16 protein-coding genes and 2 riboswitches are annotated in these 20,611 nt (G+C 60.6%); of the genes, 4 read left to right on the top strand and 12 right to left on the bottom strand.

From position 1 onward, the window contains the following. Positions 1-44: 44 nt before the first annotated feature. From gcvT to ACZM22_RS01515, 6 genes are all read right to left on the bottom strand, one after another. Complete coding sequence (gene gcvT, locus ACZM22_RS01540; RefSeq protein WP_489542878.1) at positions 45-2,690, bottom strand: glycine cleavage system aminomethyltransferase GcvT; 2,646 nt, start codon at positions 2,688-2,690, stop codon at positions 45-47. Positions 2,691-2,765: 75 nt separating this feature from the next. After that, a riboswitch (glycine riboswitch) is annotated at positions 2,766-2,850 on the bottom strand. Positions 2,851-2,853: 3 nt separating this feature from the next. Then, a riboswitch (glycine riboswitch) is annotated at positions 2,854-2,934 on the bottom strand. 308 nt (positions 2,935-3,242) lie between these two features. Then, positions 3,243-3,827 carry an ANTAR domain-containing response regulator gene (locus ACZM22_RS01535; RefSeq protein ID WP_489542877.1) on the bottom strand — a complete coding sequence of 195 codons (585 nt, stop codon included), beginning with the start codon at positions 3,825-3,827 and terminating at the stop codon, positions 3,243-3,245. Between the two features lie 36 nt (positions 3,828-3,863). Beyond that, on the bottom strand, positions 3,864-5,075 hold the full coding sequence (locus tag ACZM22_RS01530) for a glutamine synthetase family protein (RefSeq protein ID WP_489542876.1): 1,212 nt from the start codon (positions 5,073-5,075) through the stop codon (positions 3,864-3,866). 17 nt (positions 5,076-5,092) lie between these two features. Further along, on the bottom strand, positions 5,093-5,815 hold the full coding sequence (locus ACZM22_RS01525; protein ID WP_489542875.1) for a GltB/FmdC/FwdC-like GXGXG domain-containing protein: 723 nt from the start codon (positions 5,813-5,815) through the stop codon (positions 5,093-5,095). A 34-nt stretch (positions 5,816-5,849) separates the two neighbouring features. Beyond that, positions 5,850-7,355, bottom strand: a complete 1,506-nt coding sequence (locus ACZM22_RS01520; protein ID WP_483268565.1) for a glutamate synthase-related protein — start codon at positions 7,353-7,355, stop codon at positions 5,850-5,852. After that, the gene (locus ACZM22_RS01515; RefSeq protein ID WP_489542874.1) at positions 7,355-8,449 is read right to left on the bottom strand and encodes a class II glutamine amidotransferase; all 1,095 of its coding nucleotides are present in this window, start codon (positions 8,447-8,449) and stop codon (positions 7,355-7,357) included. The genes ACZM22_RS01520 and ACZM22_RS01515 overlap by 1 nt, the downstream gene beginning before the upstream one ends. Positions 8,450-8,743: 294 nt before the next feature. Between ACZM22_RS01515 and ACZM22_RS01510 the strand changes: the two genes are divergently transcribed. Both ACZM22_RS01510 and asnB read left to right on the top strand, forming a co-directional pair. Beyond that, on the top strand, positions 8,744-10,840 hold the full coding sequence (locus ACZM22_RS01510; RefSeq protein WP_489542873.1) for a glutamine synthetase III family protein: 2,097 nt from the start codon (positions 8,744-8,746) through the stop codon (positions 10,838-10,840). A 78-nt stretch (positions 10,841-10,918) separates the two neighbouring features. Next, positions 10,919-12,499: an asparagine synthase B gene (gene asnB / locus ACZM22_RS01505; protein WP_489542872.1), complete on the top strand. Its 1,581-nt coding sequence runs from the start codon at positions 10,919-10,921 to the stop codon at positions 12,497-12,499. A 215-nt stretch (positions 12,500-12,714) separates the two neighbouring features. Here asnB and ACZM22_RS01500 read toward each other — a convergent pair whose 3' ends face one another. The 4 genes from ACZM22_RS01500 to ACZM22_RS01485 form a co-directional block, all read right to left on the bottom strand. Then, positions 12,715-13,557, bottom strand: coding sequence for a DegV family protein (locus ACZM22_RS01500; RefSeq protein ID WP_489542871.1), 843 nt, complete (start codon positions 13,555-13,557; stop codon positions 12,715-12,717). Positions 13,558-13,572: 15 nt separating this feature from the next. Continuing rightward, entirely contained in the window at positions 13,573-14,016 is a 444-nt protein-coding gene (locus tag ACZM22_RS01495; protein WP_417047515.1) for a MarR family winged helix-turn-helix transcriptional regulator, read from the bottom strand. Positions 14,017-14,214: 198 nt separating this feature from the next. Continuing rightward, positions 14,215-15,036, bottom strand: coding sequence for a glycosyltransferase family 8 protein (locus tag ACZM22_RS01490; protein WP_489542870.1), 822 nt, complete (start codon positions 15,034-15,036; stop codon positions 14,215-14,217). Between the two features lie 210 nt (positions 15,037-15,246). After that, entirely contained in the window at positions 15,247-16,104 is an 858-nt protein-coding gene (locus tag ACZM22_RS01485; protein WP_489542869.1) for a DegV family protein, read from the bottom strand. Positions 16,105-16,234: 130 nt separating this feature from the next. Here ACZM22_RS01485 and ACZM22_RS01480 point away from each other — a divergent pair, with 130 nt between their 5' ends. Then, positions 16,235-16,927 (top strand): response regulator transcription factor, encoded by a 693-nt coding sequence (locus ACZM22_RS01480; RefSeq protein WP_489542868.1) that lies wholly within the window; start codon positions 16,235-16,237, stop codon positions 16,925-16,927. Then, a complete protein-coding gene (locus ACZM22_RS01475; protein WP_489542867.1) occupies positions 16,914-17,972 on the top strand; it encodes a HAMP domain-containing sensor histidine kinase in 1,059 nt (352 codons plus the stop codon). The genes ACZM22_RS01480 and ACZM22_RS01475 overlap by 14 nt, the downstream gene beginning before the upstream one ends. Positions 17,973-18,123: 151 nt before the next feature. Here ACZM22_RS01475 and ACZM22_RS01470 read toward each other — a convergent pair whose 3' ends face one another. Continuing rightward, on the bottom strand, positions 18,124-19,101 hold the full coding sequence (locus ACZM22_RS01470; RefSeq protein WP_489542866.1) for an alpha/beta hydrolase family protein: 978 nt from the start codon (positions 19,099-19,101) through the stop codon (positions 18,124-18,126). Positions 19,102-19,115: 14 nt separating this feature from the next. Beyond that, entirely contained in the window at positions 19,116-20,582 is a 1,467-nt protein-coding gene (locus ACZM22_RS01465) for an SLC13 family permease (RefSeq protein WP_489542865.1), read from the bottom strand. Positions 20,583-20,611: the final 29 nt, after the last annotated feature.

Raw genomic sequence — 20,611 nt, 5'->3', positions numbered from 1 at the left:
CAGGGGCGGGGTATATTTCCGTTATGGCTCGCGAGGCAGACGCCTTACACCAGCTTGGCGGCCAGCTGCTCCAGCGCCTCGTCGATCTCGGCATCATCGAAGCAGTAACGCATCTCCAGATGCTCGCTCCGCAGCTTCTTTACGTCCTCCTTCACATCCTTGCCCCGAAGGATGCAGTCCGCCATCAGCCCGGCCAGCCTGTCAAAGTCCGCCGCCTCAAAGCCGAAGCGGGTCATCTCGCTGACGCCCATACGCAGCGCGCCGGAGGCGGTGAAGCCCTCCTCGTCGGGGGTGGCCTGATAGTTCACCACGATGTTGTTCCGCTCCAGCCGCTCGGCGATGTCCGGGCCCTCGCCGTAGCCCACGGACACGATGACCTGGTGGGTCTCGGTGTAGCCGATGGCCGGGTCGCCGGCCACGTCCAGGCCGTGGGCCTTCAGGCTGCGGGCGAAGGACTTGGCATTGTCGATGACCGCCTTCTGATACACGTCACGGAACTGGTTCATCTCGTAGGCGGCCATCAGCATGCCCAGTTGGGTACCCAGATGGTGATTGGACACGCTGCCGGGGAACGTGCGGCTCTCGATGGTCTTCCACAGGCCGTACTTCAGGTCATCCTCCTGATAGTTCACGCCGATGACGCCGCGCTGGGGGCCGAAGAACGTCTTATGGGTGGAGCCGGTGACGATCTCTGCTCCCTCGGCAAAGGGATTCTGGAAATGGTCGCCAATGAGTCCCAGCACATGCGCCATGTCGTACATGATGGTGGTGTGGATGTTCTGCTCATCCACGAACTTCCGGATCTCGGACACCGGCTCCCTGTGCAGCACCATGCTCTTGCCGAATACGATCAGCTCCGGACGGTAGCGGTCGAGGAGCCTCTTCGTCTCCTCCACATCCATCTTGTAGGGGTTGTCGGCGCAGACGGGGAAGTTCACCACGGCAGGCTTCTCCGTCACCGGGTCGATGGCGATATAGTCGTGGAGCGCACCCATGGGCTGGGCGGACAGATGGCCGCCCTTAATGATATGATTGTTCATCACGTAGCCCAGACGTTTGGCCTCGGATTTGCGGTCAACGCGGTTCTTCCAGTCCATCAGTGCGGAGAATACCGCCATATTGGACATCTGACCGCTGAGGGTACGCGTTTCCACCTCGGTGCAGCCGAAGTAGGCACGCATTTCCTCCACCAGCAGCCGCTCCACCTCGTCGATGAATTTCGTACCCTGGTAATAGAATACCTCCTTGTCGTAGAAGGCCAGCACCTTCTTGTGCTCGGCGTACCGGCAGGCAGGGTCGCTGCCGCTGAGCAGCCGCACGGCGCGGCTGGGGGTGTTCTCGGAGGGGATGAGGTTCACGCACTGCTCCTGCCGCCACTGGTGGTTCTCCAGTGCTTTTTTCAGCAGCTCCAGCGCCTTGGGTGCGCGATCGCCGCTGCCCACGCCGTGTGCGTCCTCCTCCGCGCCGTACAGCAGCGGGCGGGCAAAGGGAGGTGCGCCCACGCTCATGTGGCGGGCAGGGATGACGGCCTTCAGCCGCTTGCCCCGGACATCCACCTCCACGGTGTCGTCCTCCAGAATGTCGTTGTCGATATAGCACAGGCCGATGGCGCGCTTGCCGCTGGCCTCCAGAATGACGGTGGACAGGCCCTCACCCTCGGTCTTGAAGTAGGGCACCATGGTGCCGCTGGTGACCCATCCCACCAGCTTGCCGCCCTGATAGATCTCCATGCCCGCCCGCATAACGCCGCGATCCAGCAGCGCGATGGGAGCGATCTTCCTGGGCAGGCCGGACATATCGGAGAAGTCACGATCCATGTACTTTACAAAGCAGCTGTGCTGCTTTTCCAACGCGGCACGTCCGATGTAATCGCCCTTCTGCTCGGAGAAGCTGACGGCGAACTTGGCCAACGGCACGGCAAAGACGGGGATCTCGCTGCCGTCGGGAGCAGTGCCCATCTCATGACCGTACAGAGGCAGAGAAGCCTCCATGCGCAGCGTGTCCCGGGCGCCCAGACCGGCGGGACGTGCGCCCAGCTCCACCAGACGGTTCCACAGCCACTCCGCGTCCTCGCTGTGGACATAGACCTCGTAGCCCAGAGGTTCGCCGGTGTAGCCGGTCTTGGCGACGTGGGCGTAATGGCCCTCCAGCGATACTGAGCCCAGCGCGTTCTTCATAGGCTCTGTCAGCTGTGCGCCGCCGTTGAGCGCCGTCAGCATTTCCTTGCTCTTAGGCCCCTGCACGGCGATGGCCGCCCAGCCCTTCGATATGTCGGTGATGGTGCAGTCAAAGCCCTCCAAAGCCTTTCGCAGATGCACCAAGTCTTTTTCTGTATTGGCGGCGTTCACCACCAGCAGATAGTTGTCCTCCTCGAACATGTACAGGTACGCATCGTCCACAGCCCCGCCGTTCTCATTGGGGATGATGCAGTACTGCGCCAGATTCACGTCCAGCGCCGCCACGTTGCTGGTCAGCACGTGCTGCAGGAATTTCCTGCGATCCGGCCCTTCGATCAGCAGACGGCCCATGTGGGACACATCAAACAGGCTGCATACCTGCCGGGTGTAGAGGTGCTCGGCAATAATGCCGCTGGGGTACTGGATGGGCATTTCCCATCCGCCGAAGTCCACCATTTCCGCGCCGGCGGCCACATGGACGTCGTATAGCTGGGTACGCTTCAGTTCGCTCATGCGATTTTCCTCCTTAAAGATCGTTTCTTTTTGGCAGCAAAAAAGGACACAAAGCCGCTCTTTACGGCTTTGTGCCCCCGTTGAGTTACCTGAGAGATTCCCTCCGCTATGGGAGGTTGCACCTTCGGTGGTCGGGCGTTTCCGTCCGGCCTTTTCGGAGTATCGTCCGGAATCGGTCCTTTTGCCTGAGAGCTTCTGCGTTCCCCTTCGGCGCCGCCTAAGCGATCTCTCCCGATCCCATCGTCCGATCGATATGAAATTTCGGCAGAGGAAACTGTTTCCCCTGCCGTAATTGTATCATTCGAAAAACAAATTTGTCAAGACTGAATTCCCGCGGCGTGTCAGCGAAGATTTCCATGCTTGGAGCAGCCAGGCCAAGAGCGGAAAAAGGCATGTGACGGGGGAGCCATCACGCCGGAGGACCTCCGGCGTTGGCTGAGGGCGTGATAAAGAGCAGGGAGCCGGTCAGATGACCGGCTCCCTGCTTTCTTCAGGCTGCTGTCTGCCGCAGAGGCTGAAGCGGCATTTTTATCGCCGCGCGGGAGCTTCGTGCTATTTATACGTCCTGATCACGGATTCCGCCACCTCCCGCTTGGATATGCGCTGATCCATGGACTGCTTTTCGATATAGCGGTGCGCCTCCGGCTCTGTCATGCCAAGGCACTCGATCAGCAGCCATTTGGCGCGGTTGACCAGCCGGATCTCCTCGATCCTTTCCTCTACCGTGGCCTGCTTTGCCTCCATCTGGCGCATCCGCTCGCGGGTGGCGCAAAGGACCCGCAGGTTCTGCGCCACCATCTGCATACCGGTAGGCTTGGCCAGTGTGAGCACGCCATAGCTGACAACTCTGGCGTAGATGTCGTCGAACTGATCGTTCCGCACCAGCAGGAGGACTCCCGCACCGCTTCCGGTGCAAATGTCCACCGCCAGATGCAGCCCGAAGTCATCCGGCAGCGGCGCGTTGATCAGCACAATATCAAATGACGTCTCCGCGATCTTGCGGCGCGCTTCTCCCACGCTGTGTACCGTCGTCACCGGCCAGTAATCCGTCACGGGGAGCAGCGGCATGATCTTTGCGGTAAAGCTGTCCGAGGCTGTGACGAGCAGCACACTGTACGTCCGTTCCTGAAAGACCATGTTCTCCCCTCCTTTCATCTGCTTCCGGCAGATCGCTTATGGACGGCAATAGGCAGAGATCACGGCCTCCGGGAGATGCCGGCGGATAAATGCGCTTGCCTCTGCCAGCGCGGCAGCCTCCGGCAGAGAGGCGGGCAGCTTTTCCAGCCCGTCCAGCACCTCGGCCGGCGCGGTGTAAACGTTGAAATCAGAGGCGGGGCAGAGCTGCAGGTCGTGCTCAAGCCCATACATCCCGGCATAAATCAGGAGCGTGTAGGCAATATACGGGTTTGTCATCGGGTCGGCAGAGCGCAGCTCGGCGCGGCGGTATTCGCCCACCGCCGCCGGGATGCGGATCAGCTGGGAGCGGTTTTCCGCCGACCATGTCACGTAGAGTGGGGCTTTGTCGCTGCCAAGGCGGCAGTAGGACTCCTCGCAGGGGTTCAGAAACAGCGTCATCTCCCGGATGTTCTCCAGGATCCCCGCAATGACGCTGGGCAGCGGCTGGGCGTTCCCGTCGCATTTGACCGAGACGTTGATGTGCATCCCGTTCCCGTCACAGTCCGCCAGCGGCTTGGGGGAAAAGCTGGCGCAGAGCCCGTTCTGCGCCGCCACGGTGCGAACCATCGCGTGGAAGGTGACGGCGTTGTCGGCAGCCGCGAGGGGGTCCGAATACCGGAAGTCGATCTCGTTTTGTCCCGGGCCGCTCTCGTGGTGGGAGCTCTCCGGGCAAATGCCCATCCGCTCCAGCATCAGGCAGATCTCCCGGCGGATCGTTTCCCCCCTGTCATCCGGCGCGATGTCCATGTAGCCCGCCCGGTCATAGGGGATCCTGGTGGGCTCGCCGTATTCGTCCAGACGGAACAGATAGAACTCCATCTCCGCGCCAAATGCAAAGCGGAAGCCCTTGGCCTCGGCGGTCGCCGCCGCCCGCTTCAGGATGCTCCGCGTATCCCGTTCAAAGGGCCTGCCGTCCGGATAGGAGATGTCGCAGAACATCCGCACCACCTTGCCCTGCTCCGGCCGCCACGGAAGCTGGATCAGCGTGGAGGGGTCCGGGTGGAGCAGCAGATCGGAGCGGATCTCGCCGCCGAAGCCCTCCACCGCCGAGGCGTCGAAGGCGATCCCGTAGGTGAAGGCCCGCTTGAGCTCGGCGGGCATGATCGCCACGTTGTGCTGCTTTCCATAGACGTTGCAGAAGGCCAGACGGATAAACTTGACGTCCTCCTCCTGCACGAACTGCATTACTTCTTCCGGCGTGTACTTCATGTTCTCACCTGCTTTCCTCAATTCAAAACATACATCTGACGATAGGGATTTTTCGTGTCCGGTGTGATCACCGTAAAGGGCGCCGCCATGACGGCGTCCCGATCCCCTCCGAAAAACGCGCAGTAGTTCTCCACATATTTCCCGATCTCGGCGAGGTCGTCCTCTCCGGCAGGGCGCGCATCGACCTGCTCGGGCAGGCGCAAGCCCCTGCCGTCTGAGCGCAGATAGAGCTTTCCGCCGTACATGCCGGTGCAGGGGAAATTGCTCACAATGGGGCGGCGCGTTTGGGACAGTCCCAGAACAAGGATGATCCCGCCCGCCTGATATTCTCCTAAAAAGCTTCCCGCCTTACCGCCGATGACCAGCGCCGGCACTTTATCGCCGTAAGCCTTCATGTGGATGCCCGCGCGGTAGCCGGCATCCCCCTGCACGTAGATCTCACCGCCCCGCATGGCGTATCCGGCGGCGTCGCCGATGCTGCCGTGGACGATGATCCGCCCGTCGTTCATCGTATCGCCGACGGCGTCCTGGGCGTTGCCGCGCACCTCGATGCAGGCGCCGTCCAGATAGGCGCCCAGCGCATTTCCCGGCGTCCCCGTGATCTCCAGCCGTCCTTGCTCCGCCCCTGCGCCGATGAATCTCTGCCCAAGGCATCCGGTGATACGCAGCGTGCCGGGGCTGTGCCGGATCTGCTCATTCAGCCGGCGATGATCCAGCTGTGACGCATCGATATGAATCATGATACCACGCCTCCCGTCGATTTTCTATTCTAAATTATTCTCCGGCATGAGAAATTCCGAGAATTTTCAGCTCTCTGTCGGTCAAGCCGACGCCCCGCAGCATCAGGCGGTTTCCCCGCAGCGCCTCCACGGAGTTGATGCCCATGCCGCCCATCATCTCCTTGATCTCGTGCCGCCATGCGGTCATCAGGTTGACGAGCCGGCGGCTTCCCTCGTCAATGTCGAGACGCTTGACCAGCTCCGGTCTCTGGGTAGTGATCCCCCAGCTGCACAGCCCCGTCTGGCAGCTCCTGCACAGGTGGCAGCCCAAAGCCAGCAGGGCGGCGGTGCCGATGTAGCAGGCGTCCGCCCCCAGTGCGATGGCCTTGACCACATCGGCGGAGGAGCGAATGCTGCCGCCGGCGATCAGGGACACATGATTGCGTATCCCCTCCTCCCGCAGCCGCTGATCCACCGCGGCCAGCGCCAGTTCAATGGGTATTCCCACATTATCCCGGATGCGGGTGGGAGCCGCGCCGGTGCCGCCCCGGAAGCCGTCGATGGCGATGATATCCGCGCCGCTGCGGGCAATACCGCTGGCGATGGCCGCAATGTTGTGGACGGCTGCCACCTTGACGATGACAGGCTTTTGGTAAGCCGTCGTCTCCTTCAGGGAATAGACCAGCTGCCGCAGGTCCTCAATGGAGTAAATATCATGGTGGGGCGCGGGTGAGATGGCGTCCGTCCCCTCCGGCACCATTCTGGTGCGGGAAATGTCGCCGACGATCTTGGCTCCCGGCAGATGTCCGCCGATACCGGGCTTTGCGCCCTGACCCATTTTGATCTCGATGGCGGCGCCGGCATTCAGATACCGCTTATGTACGCCGAACCGTCCGGAGGCGACCTGCACGATGGTGTTCTCGCCGTAGGCGTAAAAATCCTCGTGGAGCCCGCCCTCGCCGGTATTGCAGCAGATGCCAAGCTCCTGCGCCGCTCTGGCAAGGCAGGCATGGGCGTTGTAGCTGATAGAGCCGTAGCTCATGGCGGAGAACAAAACCGGCATGGACAGTGAGAGCTGCGGCGGCAGGTCGCAGTTCAGCCGTCCGTCCGCCTCTCTCTGCATACGCTCCGGCTTCCTGCCCAGAAACACCCGCGTCTCCATAGGCTCCCGCAGGGGGTCAATGGGTGGGTTCGTCACCTGCGAGGCGTTGATCAGTATTTTGTCCCAGTAGACCGGAAAATGTCGGGGATTCCCCATGGAGGACAGCAGCACGCCGCCGCTCCCCGCCTGCCGGTAAAGCTCCTTGACGGTATCCTCGTCCCAGTTGTCGTTTTCCCGGAGGGCGCAGCTGCTCTTTTGTATCTTCAGTGCATGAGTGGGACAGAAGCAGACGCACCGCTGGCAATTGACGCATTTGCTCTCGTCGCTGACCATGATCTGCCTCTCCGCATCGAACCGGTGGACCCCGTTGGCGCACTGCCTCTCGCAGATACGGCAGTTGGTACACCGCTCCTCGCGGCGGATGACCTCAAATTGCGGGTAGATATAGTCGATCCCCATCAGTATCGTCCCTCCTTCACCCGAACGATCACCGGCTCGCCGCCGGCAGGGGCAAACAGGTTTTCCGCGTCCGGCTCCATAGCCCGGATCGCCGCCTCCTCACTGGCGATCAGCACCTTGTCGTCCTTTTCCGCCACCACCAGACTGCGCAGCTTCAGCCGGTCGTTCAGCGCCATCAAGCCGCCTGTAAAGCCCAGAATGATGGAAAAGGGTCCCGTGATCAGAAGGCTGGAGAATACAGTGCGGAGATACCGGAGCTTCGTCTGCTCCGCCTCGCCCTTCGTCTCGATGGTGGACCAGAAGGGGGCCGCGATCACGGCGGACAGCTCCTCCAGCGAAAGCTCCTGCCTGCGGAGAAGGTAATCCGCGATATAGGTGATGACCTCGGTATCCGTCTGCAAGGTGCAGCGGTAGCCGAACATTTCCATGAAGCGGCGATTGGCGTCGTAGGAGGATATTTCCCCGTTGTGGACGATGGAACGATCCAGCAGGGCGAACGGATGCGCGCCGCCCCACCAGCCCGGCGTATTGGTGGGATACCGCCCGTGCGCCGTCCAGCTGTAAGCCGCATAGTCCTCCAAACGGTAGAAATGCCCCACATCCTCTGGGAATCCCACCGCCTTGAACACCCCCATATTCTTCCCGCTGGAAAAAACGTACACGCCCTTCATCTGCGTGTTGATCGCCATGACGGTGCGCGCCACGCACTCCTCCTCGTCTATCTGCATGGAGGCCAGCACGCTGCGAAGCGGCGTCACAAAGAACCGCCAGATCAGCGGCTCATCCGTAATGGCAGGCGTTTTCCTTGTGGGGATACGCTCCTCGCGGACGATCTCCATCGTCTCCCGCAGGAAGGCTTCGCAGTTCTTTCTGGCGGCGCGATCCTCCAGAAACAGGTGCAGCGCAAAAAAGTCCCGATACTCCGGATAGATCCCGTAGGCGGCAAAGCCGCCGCCCAATCCGTTGGAGCGGTCGTGCATGGGCTTCATGCTTTCGATGATGGTCTCGCCGGTCATAAGACGCCCCTCTCTGGAGAGCACCGCGGCGATGGCGCAGCCGGACGGAATCCGGATCTGCCCCTCGATTTTACTCATATCACCAACCCCTAAATAAGAAAAAAGAACGAGGTGTGTTCGCAGAAAAAGCGCACTTTTTCCACAGAACATCCTCGTTCTTCTTTTAAGATACGAGAAAAGCCGCCGTTTTGCAAGATTACAATTTACCAAAATTTGTGTCCCTGCAAAAAACGATTTTCAACAAATCGACAGTTGACTTTCCGGGCGACGGGATGTATATTTTGCGTTGTTCAGAGACATTGGCGTCTCGGAGGCAGTACCTGCCGTGGCGCCAGTGGCTCTTTTTTTATTTTTCTGAAAGGATGACTCACTATGACGACCGTACCGGAAATATTTGGAAGCATGGTCTTTGACAGCCGCGTGATGAAGGCTCGCCTGTCCGGGGAAGTATATCATTCCCTGAAGCACACCATTCAAAAGGGAACGAAGCTGGACCCCTCCGTTGCCAACGCGGTGGCCGCCGCCATGAAGGACTGGGCAGTTGAGAACGGCGCGACCCACTTCACCCACTGGTTCCAGCCCCTGACCGGGATCACGGCGGAGAAGCACGACAGCTTTATCACTCCCGCGCCGGACGGCAGAGTGATCATGGAATTCTCCGGCAAGGAGCTGATCCGCGGCGAGCCGGACGCCTCCTCCTTCCCCTCCGGCGGTCTGCGCGCCACCTTCGAGGCGCGGGGCTACACGGCATGGGACCCCACCAGCTACGCTTTCATCAAGGGCAAAACGCTCTGCATCCCCACGGCGTTCTGCTCCTACGGCGGAGAGGCGCTGGATAAGAAAACGCCCCTCCTTCGCAGCATGGAGGCGCTGAACCGGCAGGCTCTCCGGGTGCTGAAGCTGTTCGGCAGCGAGGAGGTCAAGCACGTGACGCCTTCTGTCGGCCCGGAGCAGGAATACTTCCTGATCGACAAGGCGCTGTACGAGCAGCGCAGGGATCTGGTCTACACCGGCAGGACGCTGTTCGGTGCCAAGCCCCCCAAGGGGCAGGAGCTGGACGACCACTACTTCGGCTCCATCAAGCCCCGCGTCGCCGCCTTTATGGAGGAGCTGAACACCGAGCTGTGGAAGCTGGGCATCCTCGCCAAGACGGAACACAATGAGGTGGCTCCCGCCCAGCACGAGCTTGCCCCCATCTATACCACCACCAACCGCGCCACCGACCAGAACCAGCTGACCATGGAGATCATGCAGCGGGTAGCCGCCAAGCATGGCATGGTGTGCCTGCTCCACGAGAAGCCCTTCGCCGGCGTCAACGGCAGCGGTAAGCACAACAACTGGTCGCTCTCCACCGATACCGGCGTCAACCTGCTCTCCCCCGGCGAGACTCCCCACGAAAACGCCCAGTTCCTGCTGTTCCTTGCGGCGGTCATTCAGGCGGTGGACGACTATCAGGGGCTGCTGAGAGCCTCCGTTGCGACGGCCGGAAACGACCACCGGCTGGGCGCCAATGAGGCGCCTCCCGCCGTGATCTCCATATTCCTCGGCGATGAGCTGACCGCCGTGCTGGACGCCATCGAGACGGACTCCGCCTACGTCGGCGCGGAAAAGAAGAAAATGAAGCTGGGCGTCGATGTGCTCCCCCGCTTTATCCGGGACACCACGGACCGCAACCGTACCTCTCCCTTCGCCTTCACCGGCAACAAATTCGAGTTCCGGATGCTGGGCTCCTCTAACTCCATCGCCTGTGCCAACATCATGCTCAATGCCGCGGTAGCCCAGTCGCTGAAGCTCTACGCGGATGAGCTGGAGCAGGCGGAGGACTTCAACGCCGCCCTGCACGAGCTGATCAAGCGCACCATCAAGGCGCACAAGCGGATCATCTTCAACGGGAACGGCTACGATGACACGTGGATCCGGGAGGCCACGGAGAAGCGGGGCCTGCTCAACCTGCGTACCACGCCGGACGCGATCCCGGAGATCTTGAAGCCGAAGAATATCGAGATGCTGACAGCCCAGAGAGTCTATACCGAGGCGGAGCTGCGCTCCCGGTATGAGATCATGCTGGAAAACTACTGCAAAACGGTGTGCATCGAGGCACAGACCATGAGCGATATGGCGCGCAAGCAGATCCTGCCCGCCGTGGCGCACTACGCCGCGGACGTGGCGCGGGACGCTTCCGGCAAACAGGCATTGGATCCCGACATCCGCTGCGGCTATGAGACGAAGCTCGTCAAGAAGCTGACGGCAGTGGCTGAAAGCATCGACACGCGTGTCGATGCGCTGGACGGCGCGATCGCCAGGTTCAAGACTCTCAGCGATGTGACCGAGGGTGCAAATTTCATTCGGGATGAGATGCTCTCCCGTATGACGGAGCTGCGGGTCACCGCAGACGAAGCGGAAACGCTGACGGCGGAGAGCGCGTGGCCGTTCCCCACCTACGGTGATCTGCTGTTCAGCGTCAAGTGACCGCAGCAAAAAAGAGACGGCACCGCGAGCGCAGCACTCGCCCTGTTGCACACAGATACTATTTAGGAGGTCAATGCGATGTGTTCTATCATGGGCTACTGTGCCGAGGACGCAGATTACGCGCTGTTCAAAGAGTGCTTTGACAAAACCCTCTCCCGCGGCCCCGACGACAGCCGTATCGTGGACACGGGAAAAGGGCTGCTGGGCTTTCACCGGCTCGCCATCATGGGCTTGCAGCCAGAGGGGATGCAGCCCTTCCAGCTGGGTCACAGCTATGTGGTCTGCAACGGCGAGATCTACGGATTTGAACGGATCAGGGAGGCACTGCAGGAGAAGGGCTATACCTTTGAGAGCGGCTCCGACTGTGAGATCCTGCTCCCGCTGTATAAGGAGTACGGCGTGGAGATGTTCCGGATGCTGGACGCGGAATTTGCGCTGATCCTGTACGATGGAGACACGGAAAGCTATATCGCCGCCCGCGATCCCATCGGCATCCGCCCGCTCTACTACGGCTATGACGCCGCCGGCGCCACCGTCTTTGCCAGCGAGCCCAAAAACCTGGTGGGGCTTTGCGGAAAGATCATGCCGTTCCCGCCGGGACACTATTACAAGGATGGAAAATTCGTCTGCTACCGGGACATCACCGCCGTCAGGGAGATCTGCCGGGACGACATAGAGACCGTGTGTGCGTCCATCCGCGAGAAGCTCATCGCCGGCATCCGGAAGCGGCTGGTGTCCGACGCCAAGGTCGGCTTCCTCCTCAGCGGCGGTCTGGACTCCTCGCTGGTGTGCGCGGTGGCGCAGCGATGCTCTGACCAGCCGATCCGCACGTTTGCCATCGGCATGAGCGAGGACGCCATTGATCTGAAGTACGCCAGAGAGGTGGCGGACTACATCGGCAGCCAACAAACGGAGGTCTATATGACGCCGGAGGAGGTCATCGCCTCGCTGGAGACGGTGATCGCGCTGCTGGGCACCTACGACATCACCACCATCCGCGCCAGCATGGGGATGTATCTGGTCTGCAGGGCGATCCACCGGCAGACCGACATCCGGGTGCTGCTGACCGGCGAGATCAGCGATGAGCTGTTCGGCTATAAATACACCGACTTCGCCCCGTCGGCGGCGGAGTTCCAGGCAGAGGCGGTCAAGCGCATCCGGGAGCTGCACATGTACGATGTGCTGCGGGCTGACCGCTGCATCTCCGTGAACTCTCTGGAGGCGCGGGTACCCTTCGGCGATCTGGATTTTGTGGAATACGTGATGAGCATTGACCCGGAGTTGAAGCTGAATAAGTATGGAAAGGGGAAATACCTGCTTCGCCACGCCTTCGAGGGGGATTACCTCCCCCACGACATCCTCTATCGGGAAAAAGCCGCGTTTTCCGATGCGGTGGGTCATTCCATGGTGGATTACCTGAAGGACTACGCGGAGCATCGCTACACCGACAGCGAATTTGAGGAAAAGCGTCAGGCATATGCACACGCCCGACCCTTTACCAAGGAGTCCCTTTTGTACCGCGAGATTTTCGAGACGTATTACCCCGGTCAGAGCGAGATGGTCGCGGATTTCTGGATGCCCAACAGGGCGTGGAAGGGCTGCGATGTGAACGACCCCTCCGCGCGTGTGCTCGCCAACTACGGCGACAGCGGGAAATAACAGCAGGCGGGTGCGCCACAGCCGCCCATGGAAAACAGTCGGGCACCCGAAGATCCGTGACCGCGCCGCGCGGGTGCCGCTGGGGCATATCCTGCCGGGCGAGGCGATCCGCCAACCCTCGCTATCCAAACTGCGCCGCATCACCGTCAAATGAAACGGTGATGCGGCGCAGTCCCGCCTTTATGGCAGCTTCTTCCATCGCTTCTGTTCTGCTTTTAGTCATTCTTGAAGAACGCCACCACAACGGCGCCGGGACCTGCATGCGTCCCGATCACGCTGCCCACCGTTGTGTAACGGACTTCTTTCAGGTTACCCTCCCAGATATGGCGGCTATCCTCGATGTACTTTAATAGAAGCGCATCGGAAAGTCCGCTGTAACCAAGCAGCACCGGCTTGCTGAAATCAATGCCGCCCGCCTTGTCGATCTCCTGAACGAGCAGGTTGTTGCCCATTTTAGAGCCGCGCGCTTTTCCGAGTACGCGGATCTCCCCGTCAATAACGGAAAGCACGGGCTTGATGTTCAGTACCCCTCCGGCAAACGCGGCTGTCTTTGAAATGCGGCCGCCCCGCTTGAGGTATTCGAGGGTGTCCACCAGTGCCACAACGACGATTTTTTCCTTTTCCGTCTCCATAGCCTTCGCGATTTCCTGCGCGGAGGCTCCCGCGTCCAGAAGCCGGAACGCAAGCTCCACAAGGATACCGGTGCCCATGGCCGCGCTTGCGCCGTCCACAACATAGATATTCTCATAATCCTCCGCCGCGATCACGGCGCTTTGATAGGTGCCGGAGAATCTGGACGCGAGGGTGATGACAACGGCGGCCTCTCCCGCCTGCTTTGCCTTTTCAAACTCTTTGATAAAGTCGTGCGGCGCCGCCTGACTGGTAGTGGGCAGCACATCACTCTCGACCAGCTTCTCATAAAACGTTTTGTTGTCGATGGTCACGCCGTCGATGTATTCCTCCTGCCCGAAGTGAACGGTGAGGGGGACCGTATAGACCCGCTCCTTGATCTCGGGGACCAGATCTGCGGTAGAATCAACAATGATCCTTGTTTTCAATTACATCACATCTCCTTATTCTTCGCTGTTTTGGACGATAGCCTCAAGGCTTCTGCTGATGGTGGATAGGCTGCGGTAGAACTCGATCCTTTCCTCTTCCGTGAGCGCATGGCTGATCGTTTCCAGAACGCCGTCGATCTTCTCCGCAATTCTTTTGCCGGTGTCCCGCCCCTTCTCCGTCAGGAGCAGGGGACTTTTGTACCGCTTGGCGCCGGCATCGCGCAGGAGGAAGCCGTTGGTCTCCAGATAGTCCACCGCGCGGGAAATGGTGGCCTTGTCCTCCTCGCAATGCTCGCACAGCTCCGCCGAGGTCACGCTGCCCAACGAATAAATGTAGTACAGGCAGGACGCATGGATGCTTCTGAGATGATAGGCGGCCATCTCCTGATTTTTGATTTTCCGTATGTCGCGGCTGATCCTGTTGATCAAAACAGTAAAAGTCTCAAATCTCTCCTGCATGACGGTCCTCCACTCCTGCAAATGTTGAAGTTTCAACAAGCGGAGCTTATCACATAAATGTTGAAATGTCAACAACAAACTCTGCATCGCTTTCATTCTTTGATCGGCATCCCATGCCGCAGGATTTCTGCGCCCAATTCCGCGACGCAGGCGTGGATACGCCTGTCATCTACGAGGCGGCCGGCGGCGCCTTACCCTTTATGCGTACCGCTTTCGCAGGGTCAGATTCATGTAGTGCAGGTACAGCATCCCGAAGGGGTTTTTATAGTCCTCGTGCCACGGCTTGTTCCTGCCGCAGAAGTGCAGGACCGCCGTGTTCCGCATGACCCAGCTCAGGTCGTGCTTACCGGTACTGCGGATGAGATACTTGGAGTAGTTCCGCACATCGTAGTTCCAGAGGACGTCCTCCACCGGCCGGGTCTCCTTGCCGTAGAGGATGTTGAATACGTCCTGATCCGGCAGGATCAGTTCCTTTTCGTGCTCGCTGACGCAGGCAAAGACATCCTCCGCCGTCACCAGCTTGCGGGCAGCAGTCAGGTCGATGAGCATGACGCCGGAGTTGAAATACTCGTGCTCCGTGTCCAGCCGCATCTGATTGATGCCGTTGGCCATCTCGGTGAGCCCCGTGTGGGACGCCGCTGCAAAGGCTTTGCCGTACAGATCCAGCTCCCACAGGGGCCGCAGCGGGTTGATAATGAGCATATCCGGATCGAGGTACAGCACCCGCTCCACCTCCCGGGGCAGGATCAGCGGAGAGAGCAGCCGGTAGTACATCTCCTTAGGGTAGCGCTTGCTGGTGGGGGCGCTTTCAAAGAGCGCCGCGTCCACGGCGATGGGCTTCAGTGCCGCGCCGAAGGCAGCGCAGAACGACGCCAGCTCCTCCAGCTTCTCCGCAGGGATGGCGCTGTGGAGCAGGTACACGGTGACGTCCGTCTCCGCGGGGTTGCTGGCAAAAAAGGAATCCAGCATGACCTTACAGGGCAGCAGATAGTTTTCATCAAGCGTCAGCAGTATGTTCATCACGGTCTCCTCCGTTTCTGTTTTCAGCTCACCTCCCTCAATATAATGCAGATTTCAGGGCGTCCGCAAGGGGGCAGGGCCATTGTTCACACTTTGTTCAGAGAGGGGTCGCAGGATCGGTGGAAAGTTTTCTCTCCTTCTTCTCCCATAACGCAAACCCAGACGGCGCCGGCATGAGCCGGCGCCGTCTGGACCCTATTTCCGGTTTTGTCACGCCTTCCGCAGGAACAGCACGCCCAGCGTGCCCGGGCCGCAGTGGGAGGAAACCGTGCAGCCCGCCTGAGTGACGAATACCTCCTCGAAGGGGGCCAGCTCCCGCACCAGCGCCGTCAGCTGCGACAGCGTCTCCTCCGGCACCTCGCCGGAGTGGGTGATGAAGGCGTGGTCGGCTACCACCGCCTTCCCCGCCAGCCGCTCCGCGATGTACTGGCGGTACACCTTGTCCATGGAGCCGCGGTACTTTTTGCACACCACCAGCTTGCCCTCCCGCATCTCCAGGCAGGGCTTCAGCTTCAGCAGGTTGGCGCCCAGCGCCGCCACGCCGCTGCACCGACCGCCCTTCCACATGTACTCCAGCGTGTCCAGCACGAAGCTGGTGTCGCTGTGAGGGGCCAGACGACGCAGCTCTGCCGCGATATCCGCCGCCGCCATGCCGCCATCCCGCAGCTTGGCTCCCCGGAGGGCCAGCAGGCCGCCGGTGGACAGCTGGCGGCTGTCCACCACGTGGATCTCTCCCCGCTCCGTCAGCTCCTGCGCCGCCAGCACCGCGTTCTGGCAGGTGCAGGACAGCTCCGCGCTGATGTCGATATGTACGATGTCATAGCCCTCCGCCAGAATGGAGGCGAAAAATGACTTGAACTCCTCCGGACTCACCGCCGCCGTCTTGGGCAGGGTGCCGCGGCTGCGATAGTCTGCGTACAGGTCTGCCGAGGTGTAGCGCCCGTCGTCGGGAAACACCCGCTCCCCGCTCTGAATGGTCAGGGGCACCGTGCGGATCCGGAAACGCTCCAGCAGCTGGGGCGTCAGGTCGCAGGTACTGTCGTAGGTGATGCAGACAGGTCTGTGCATGGGGATCGTCCTCCTATTTTCTCCGATTGTAGGGGAAGTATACCGGAGAAACCTCAACGCAAGCTCAAAAAATCCTCGATTTTCGAGGGCAGATGTGATAAAATTCAGGAAAAACGCTGGAGGGATTGTCATGTTCCGTATTCTGGTAGTTGAGGACGACGACAGCGCCCGCTTTCTGATGTGCGAGGTGCTGCGGCGGGCGGGATACGAGCCCTGCCCCGCCCGGGACGGTGTGGAGGCGCTGGAGGTGATGGAGCACTACCAGTGCGATCTGGCGGTGGTGGACATCACCATGCCGCGGATGGACGGCATCACCTTCACCCAGACGCTGCGGGAGGGAAACTGTGACCTGCCGGTGCTGATGGTGACGGCCCGGGTGACGCAGGAGGACAAGCGCCGCGGCTTTCGGGCAGGCACCGATGACTACATGATAAAGCCCGTGGACGAGGAGGAGATTCTCTGGCGCATCGAGGCGCTGCTGCGGCGGTATTGCAGCCGCGCGGACCGCCGGCTGACGGTGGGAGCCACCGTTCTGGACCGCGGCTCCCTGCAGGTCGTTTCGCCTCAGGGCGCCCAGCAGCTCACCGCCAAGGAGTTCCTGCTTTTATACAAGCTGTTGTCCTACCCCCGCACACTGTTCACCAAGCGGCAGCTCATCGACGACATCTGGGATCTGGACAGCGAGGTGGACGAGCACACCGTGGAGGTCTACATCTCCCGCCTGCGGGAGAAATTCCGGGACAACGGGGATTTTGAGCTGCGGACCATCCGCGGCTTCGGCTACATGGGCATGCTGCGGGAGGATGAAGATGCGCAGAGCTAAGGTGAAAAAGGAGAACCCGCCGGTACGGCTGCTGGGCACTATGTTCCTGCTGGTGCTGGGACTGGTGGTGGTATACGTGGTGCTGGCGCTGGGCATTGTCGCGCTGGCACAGCGGCTGGTCCGTCTGGAGCTCACGGGCTATACTCTGCTGTGGCCCATCCTGATCCTGACCATCAGCGCCGTACTGGGCGTGGTGCTGGCCGTGTTCATCTTCCGCGGGTATCTGGCGCCGCTGTCCCGGCTGATGCAGGCCACGCAGGCCGTGGCCGCCGGAGATTACTCAGTGCGTGTGGAGATGCGGGGCGCACGGGGCGAGGTGGCGGAGTACATCCGCAGCTTCAACAAGATGGCGGAGGAGCTGTCCAGCGTGGCGCTGCTGCGGATGGACTTTGTGAACACCTTCTCCCACGAATTCAAGACGCCGCTGATCTCCATCCGCGGCTTCGCCAAGCTCCTGCAGAACGACGACCTGACGCCCCAGCAGCGGCGGGCCTATACGGACACCGTGGTGCAGCAGTCCCAGCGTCTGGCGGCCATGAGCACCCATATTCTGGAGCTTGCCCAGTATGAAAACACGGAGATCATCTCCGGCAAGACGCGGTACAGTCTGGACGAGCAGCTACGCCGCTGCGTCCGGCAGCAGGAGCGGGACTGGCTGAAAAAAGGGCTGACGGTGGAGGGCGATCTGGATCCCGTGGAATATTACGGCAGTGAGGAGCTGGTGGAGCACATCTGGTCCAACCTCCTGTCCAACGCCATCCGCTTCACCCCCGACGGCGGCCAGATCACCGTGGTGCTGCGGCAGGGCGAGGGCGCGGCCCACGTGTCCATTTCCGACACCGGCGTGGGTATGGATGAGGAGACTCAGCGCCACATTTTCGAGAAATTCTACTGCGCCGCCCCCTCCTCCGGCGACCACGGCAACGGCCTGGGTCTGTCCATCGTGCAGCGGGTGGTAAAGCTGTGCGGCGGACAGATCACGGTATTCTCCCGTCCGGGAAAGGGCTCCACCTTTACAGTGACGCTGCCCGTGGAGCAGCTATGACGGCGTTTGACACAAGATCACAAAGGACGGCCGGAGCGCTCCCACCATCATCGGCGGAGAGGGTATCGGGCCGACGCAAACGGGCGAAGGACCGGCGCTGCAGCTGCGCCGGTCCTTCGCCCAAAAGTACCAAAAGAGGAGAGAAATTAGCTTATTTGCTGCCGCAGGGGACCTTCTTCACCAGCCAGTCGTTGATCATGTCAGCGATCTGGTCGTTGTTGTCGTCCATCATCAGCATGTGGGAGTTTCCCTTGATGCCCATGGCCGGCAGGTTCATCCACGTGTGATCCGCGTGGAGCTCGTTGAGCTTGGCGTACCAGGCGGGCGCTGTCTTGCGGATGGAGTCCGCCCAGGAGTGAACGACCTTGTAGTCCTCGCTCATGAAGTCGCCGTACACGTACAGCTGGGGGATCTTGGCAAACGCCGTCAGGTCCTCGTCCAGTGCGGGCAGCGTCGCCGCCTCAACGAACACCACCGCCTTCACGAAGTCGGGGTACTTCTGCATGATCTTTTTGGTATACAGCGCACCCTGGCTATGGACCATGATGATGACGCCGTCCACATGCTGCTGCATGCGCTCGATGTACTTGCAGTAGGCGTCGATGGTCCACTCGTCGGAGGTGAGCCAGCGGGGAACGCCCTGCATCATCAGCTGGTCATAGTGGTCAATGGGGAAACGGTTGCCCTCGTAGGGGATGGGATACGTCTCGCCCATCTTCAGGTTCAGCCAGCGGGACTCGTAGGAGTGGAAGATGGGAGGCGTGGGGTTGATCTCGGGGAACTTGGCCCAGCTGGCGCGGCCGCGCTCCACGGCGTCGGACACGTAGACGTTGAAGCCATGGCGCAGGAACAGGGTGTCGAAGCCCTCGCGGCCATCGGGAGTGGTCTCCCAGGTAACGCCGGTGAGACCGCCGCCGTGCCACATCAGAATGGGGTAGGGGCACACAGGCTCGGCCAGCTCGGTGTACTGCACGTACATCTGTTTAGCCCAGTGGGTACCGTTGGGGTCAGAGTGGAAGGTGAACTTGCCCTGATAGGGGAAATCCTCCACAGGCGCATTCTCCAGCTTCACCTTTTCGCCGCCCACATGAAAGCTGCCGCGATGCTTGACCTTGATAATATCGTCCATTACACTACCTCCCGTTACAGAACCAAGATACTGATGATGCCGGAGGCCACGATAGCCAGGGTAACGGCCACCAGGACCACGATGCCCTTGGACAGCGCCCACTGCTGGCCATCATCCGCGAAGATGTCCGTACTCAGCATGATGGCGGACTGACCGGAGCCGGAGGGCAGTAGGCAGGCCGTCAGGGTACCCGTACCGATGAGGGCGGGGAACACGGAGACGTTAACGCCCTCCTGATACAACGCCACGGCCAGAGGGGCCAGGGCCGTCAGGAACAGGATCGCCGTGGCGGAGTTGGAGAAGAACTGAGTGATGATGCAGCTGAGCAGGCACACGATGATGACCACGGTGACGATGCTCATGCCGCCGAAGACGCCCTGGAAGATGCTGAGCAGCCAGGTAGCCACACCGCAGACATCCGCGGCCATGGCGCCGCCGATGGCAATAACAGAGCCGACAGCGAAAATGATCTGCCAGTTGGTACCGTTCTTGAACACATCGCCGATCTCAGCGATGGGCTCGCCGTCCACGTGGATCAGGCAGAGCAGGCAGATCACGAAGCCCATGAACAGGTTCTGGCCGATGTTGTTGAGGAACAGGTACACGCCGGACTCCTTAGGCAGGAGCATCAGGATGAACGGATAGAAGAAGGTGAGGATCACGGAGATCAGCACGATCACCTGCTTCTTGGACATCTTCTTGAACTCGGGAGTCTGCAGGACAGAAACGTCCAGTTCCTTCATACGCCTGAGGTCGAACTTGAACGCGAAACGGGCCAGGAGCATCAGGATCACGAAGGACAGGACGGCCATGATCGCGGCGGTTATCAGCCAAGTGTTGCCGTCGCAGGCGGCGCCGATGGTGTTGAGCTGGGCATCAAAGATGCTCATGTACAGAGCAGCGTAGGGCTTGAAGGGGAAGAACACCTCCGTGGTGCCGGAAAGGGCCACCGTAGCCAGCAGGAGGAAGCGGAACCAGTCATTCTTTTTGTCCATGCCTGTAACCTCCGCAAGGGCGTCCAGGATGGCGATGGCCAGCAGGATGATGCCGAAGGAGCCGATGACGGCACCGATGACAATGATGGCGATGAAGAAGAACGCGGTGAACAGATAGGGACGGCCATTGACGACCTTGCGGGACAGCAGCCAGCGCACCAGAAACTCACCGGTCTGGGTCTTCTGGAAGATGTACACCATGATGAAGATGAAAATCATCAGCAGGGTGATACTGTTGCCCAGGGTGGTAGATACAATGGAGGCTGCCGTGTAGTAGCCCGGGATCACGCAGGCTGTCAGCGCGATCACGGAGGACAGCAGCAGGCCGCCGGTGACGATGCTCATGTAGATCCAGCCGATCATAATGCACAGGTACTGAACGCCCATTCTGGTCACAGGGCCCCACGTGGGGATAAAGTAACCGGCGACGAACATGATCAGCAGTGAGATCACTGTCTGGATCATCTTAGATTTGCTCGTTTTCATGTGATTCCTCCTAAATACTTTGTGTGTCC

It is taken from the genome of Vescimonas sp. (genome assembly GCF_057856985.1).
The sequence above is the reverse complement of the archived record's forward strand: the minus strand, read 5'-3'. Positions and strand labels throughout refer to the sequence as shown.

Coding starts and splice junctions, on each gene's coding strand:
- ACZM22_RS01530 (WP_489542876.1), bottom strand. CDS start 5,075: ATGAAGTACACGCCGGAAGAAGTAATGCAGTTCGTGCAGGAGGAGGAC.
- ACZM22_RS01470 (WP_489542866.1), bottom strand. CDS start 19,101: ATGGACGATATTATCAAGGTCAAGCATCGCGGCAGCTTTCATGTGGGC.
- ACZM22_RS01535 (WP_489542877.1), bottom strand. CDS start 3,827: ATGGTCTTTCAGGAACGGACGTACAGTGTGCTGCTCGTCACAGCCTCG.
- asnB (WP_489542872.1), top strand. CDS start 10,919: ATGTGTTCTATCATGGGCTACTGTGCCGAGGACGCAGATTACGCGCTG.
- ACZM22_RS01510 (WP_489542873.1), top strand. CDS start 8,744: ATGACGACCGTACCGGAAATATTTGGAAGCATGGTCTTTGACAGCCGC.
- ACZM22_RS01520 (WP_483268565.1), bottom strand. CDS start 7,355: ATGGGGATCGACTATATCTACCCGCAATTTGAGGTCATCCGCCGCGAG.
- ACZM22_RS01490 (WP_489542870.1), bottom strand. CDS start 15,036: ATGAACATACTGCTGACGCTTGATGAAAACTATCTGCTGCCCTGTAAG.
- gcvT (WP_489542878.1), bottom strand. CDS start 2,690: ATGAGCGAACTGAAGCGTACCCAGCTATACGACGTCCATGTGGCCGCC.
- ACZM22_RS01485 (WP_489542869.1), bottom strand. CDS start 16,104: ATGCACAGACCTGTCTGCATCACCTACGACAGTACCTGCGACCTGACG.
- ACZM22_RS01515 (WP_489542874.1), bottom strand. CDS start 8,449: ATGAGTAAAATCGAGGGGCAGATCCGGATTCCGTCCGGCTGCGCCATC.
- ACZM22_RS01475 (WP_489542867.1), top strand. CDS start 16,914: ATGCGCAGAGCTAAGGTGAAAAAGGAGAACCCGCCGGTACGGCTGCTG.
- ACZM22_RS01525 (WP_489542875.1), bottom strand. CDS start 5,815: ATGATTCATATCGATGCGTCACAGCTGGATCATCGCCGGCTGAATGAG.
- ACZM22_RS01465 (WP_489542865.1), bottom strand. CDS start 20,582: ATGAAAACGAGCAAATCTAAGATGATCCAGACAGTGATCTCACTGCTG.
- ACZM22_RS01480 (WP_489542868.1), top strand. CDS start 16,235: ATGTTCCGTATTCTGGTAGTTGAGGACGACGACAGCGCCCGCTTTCTG.
- ACZM22_RS01495 (WP_417047515.1), bottom strand. CDS start 14,016: ATGCAGGAGAGATTTGAGACTTTTACTGTTTTGATCAACAGGATCAGC.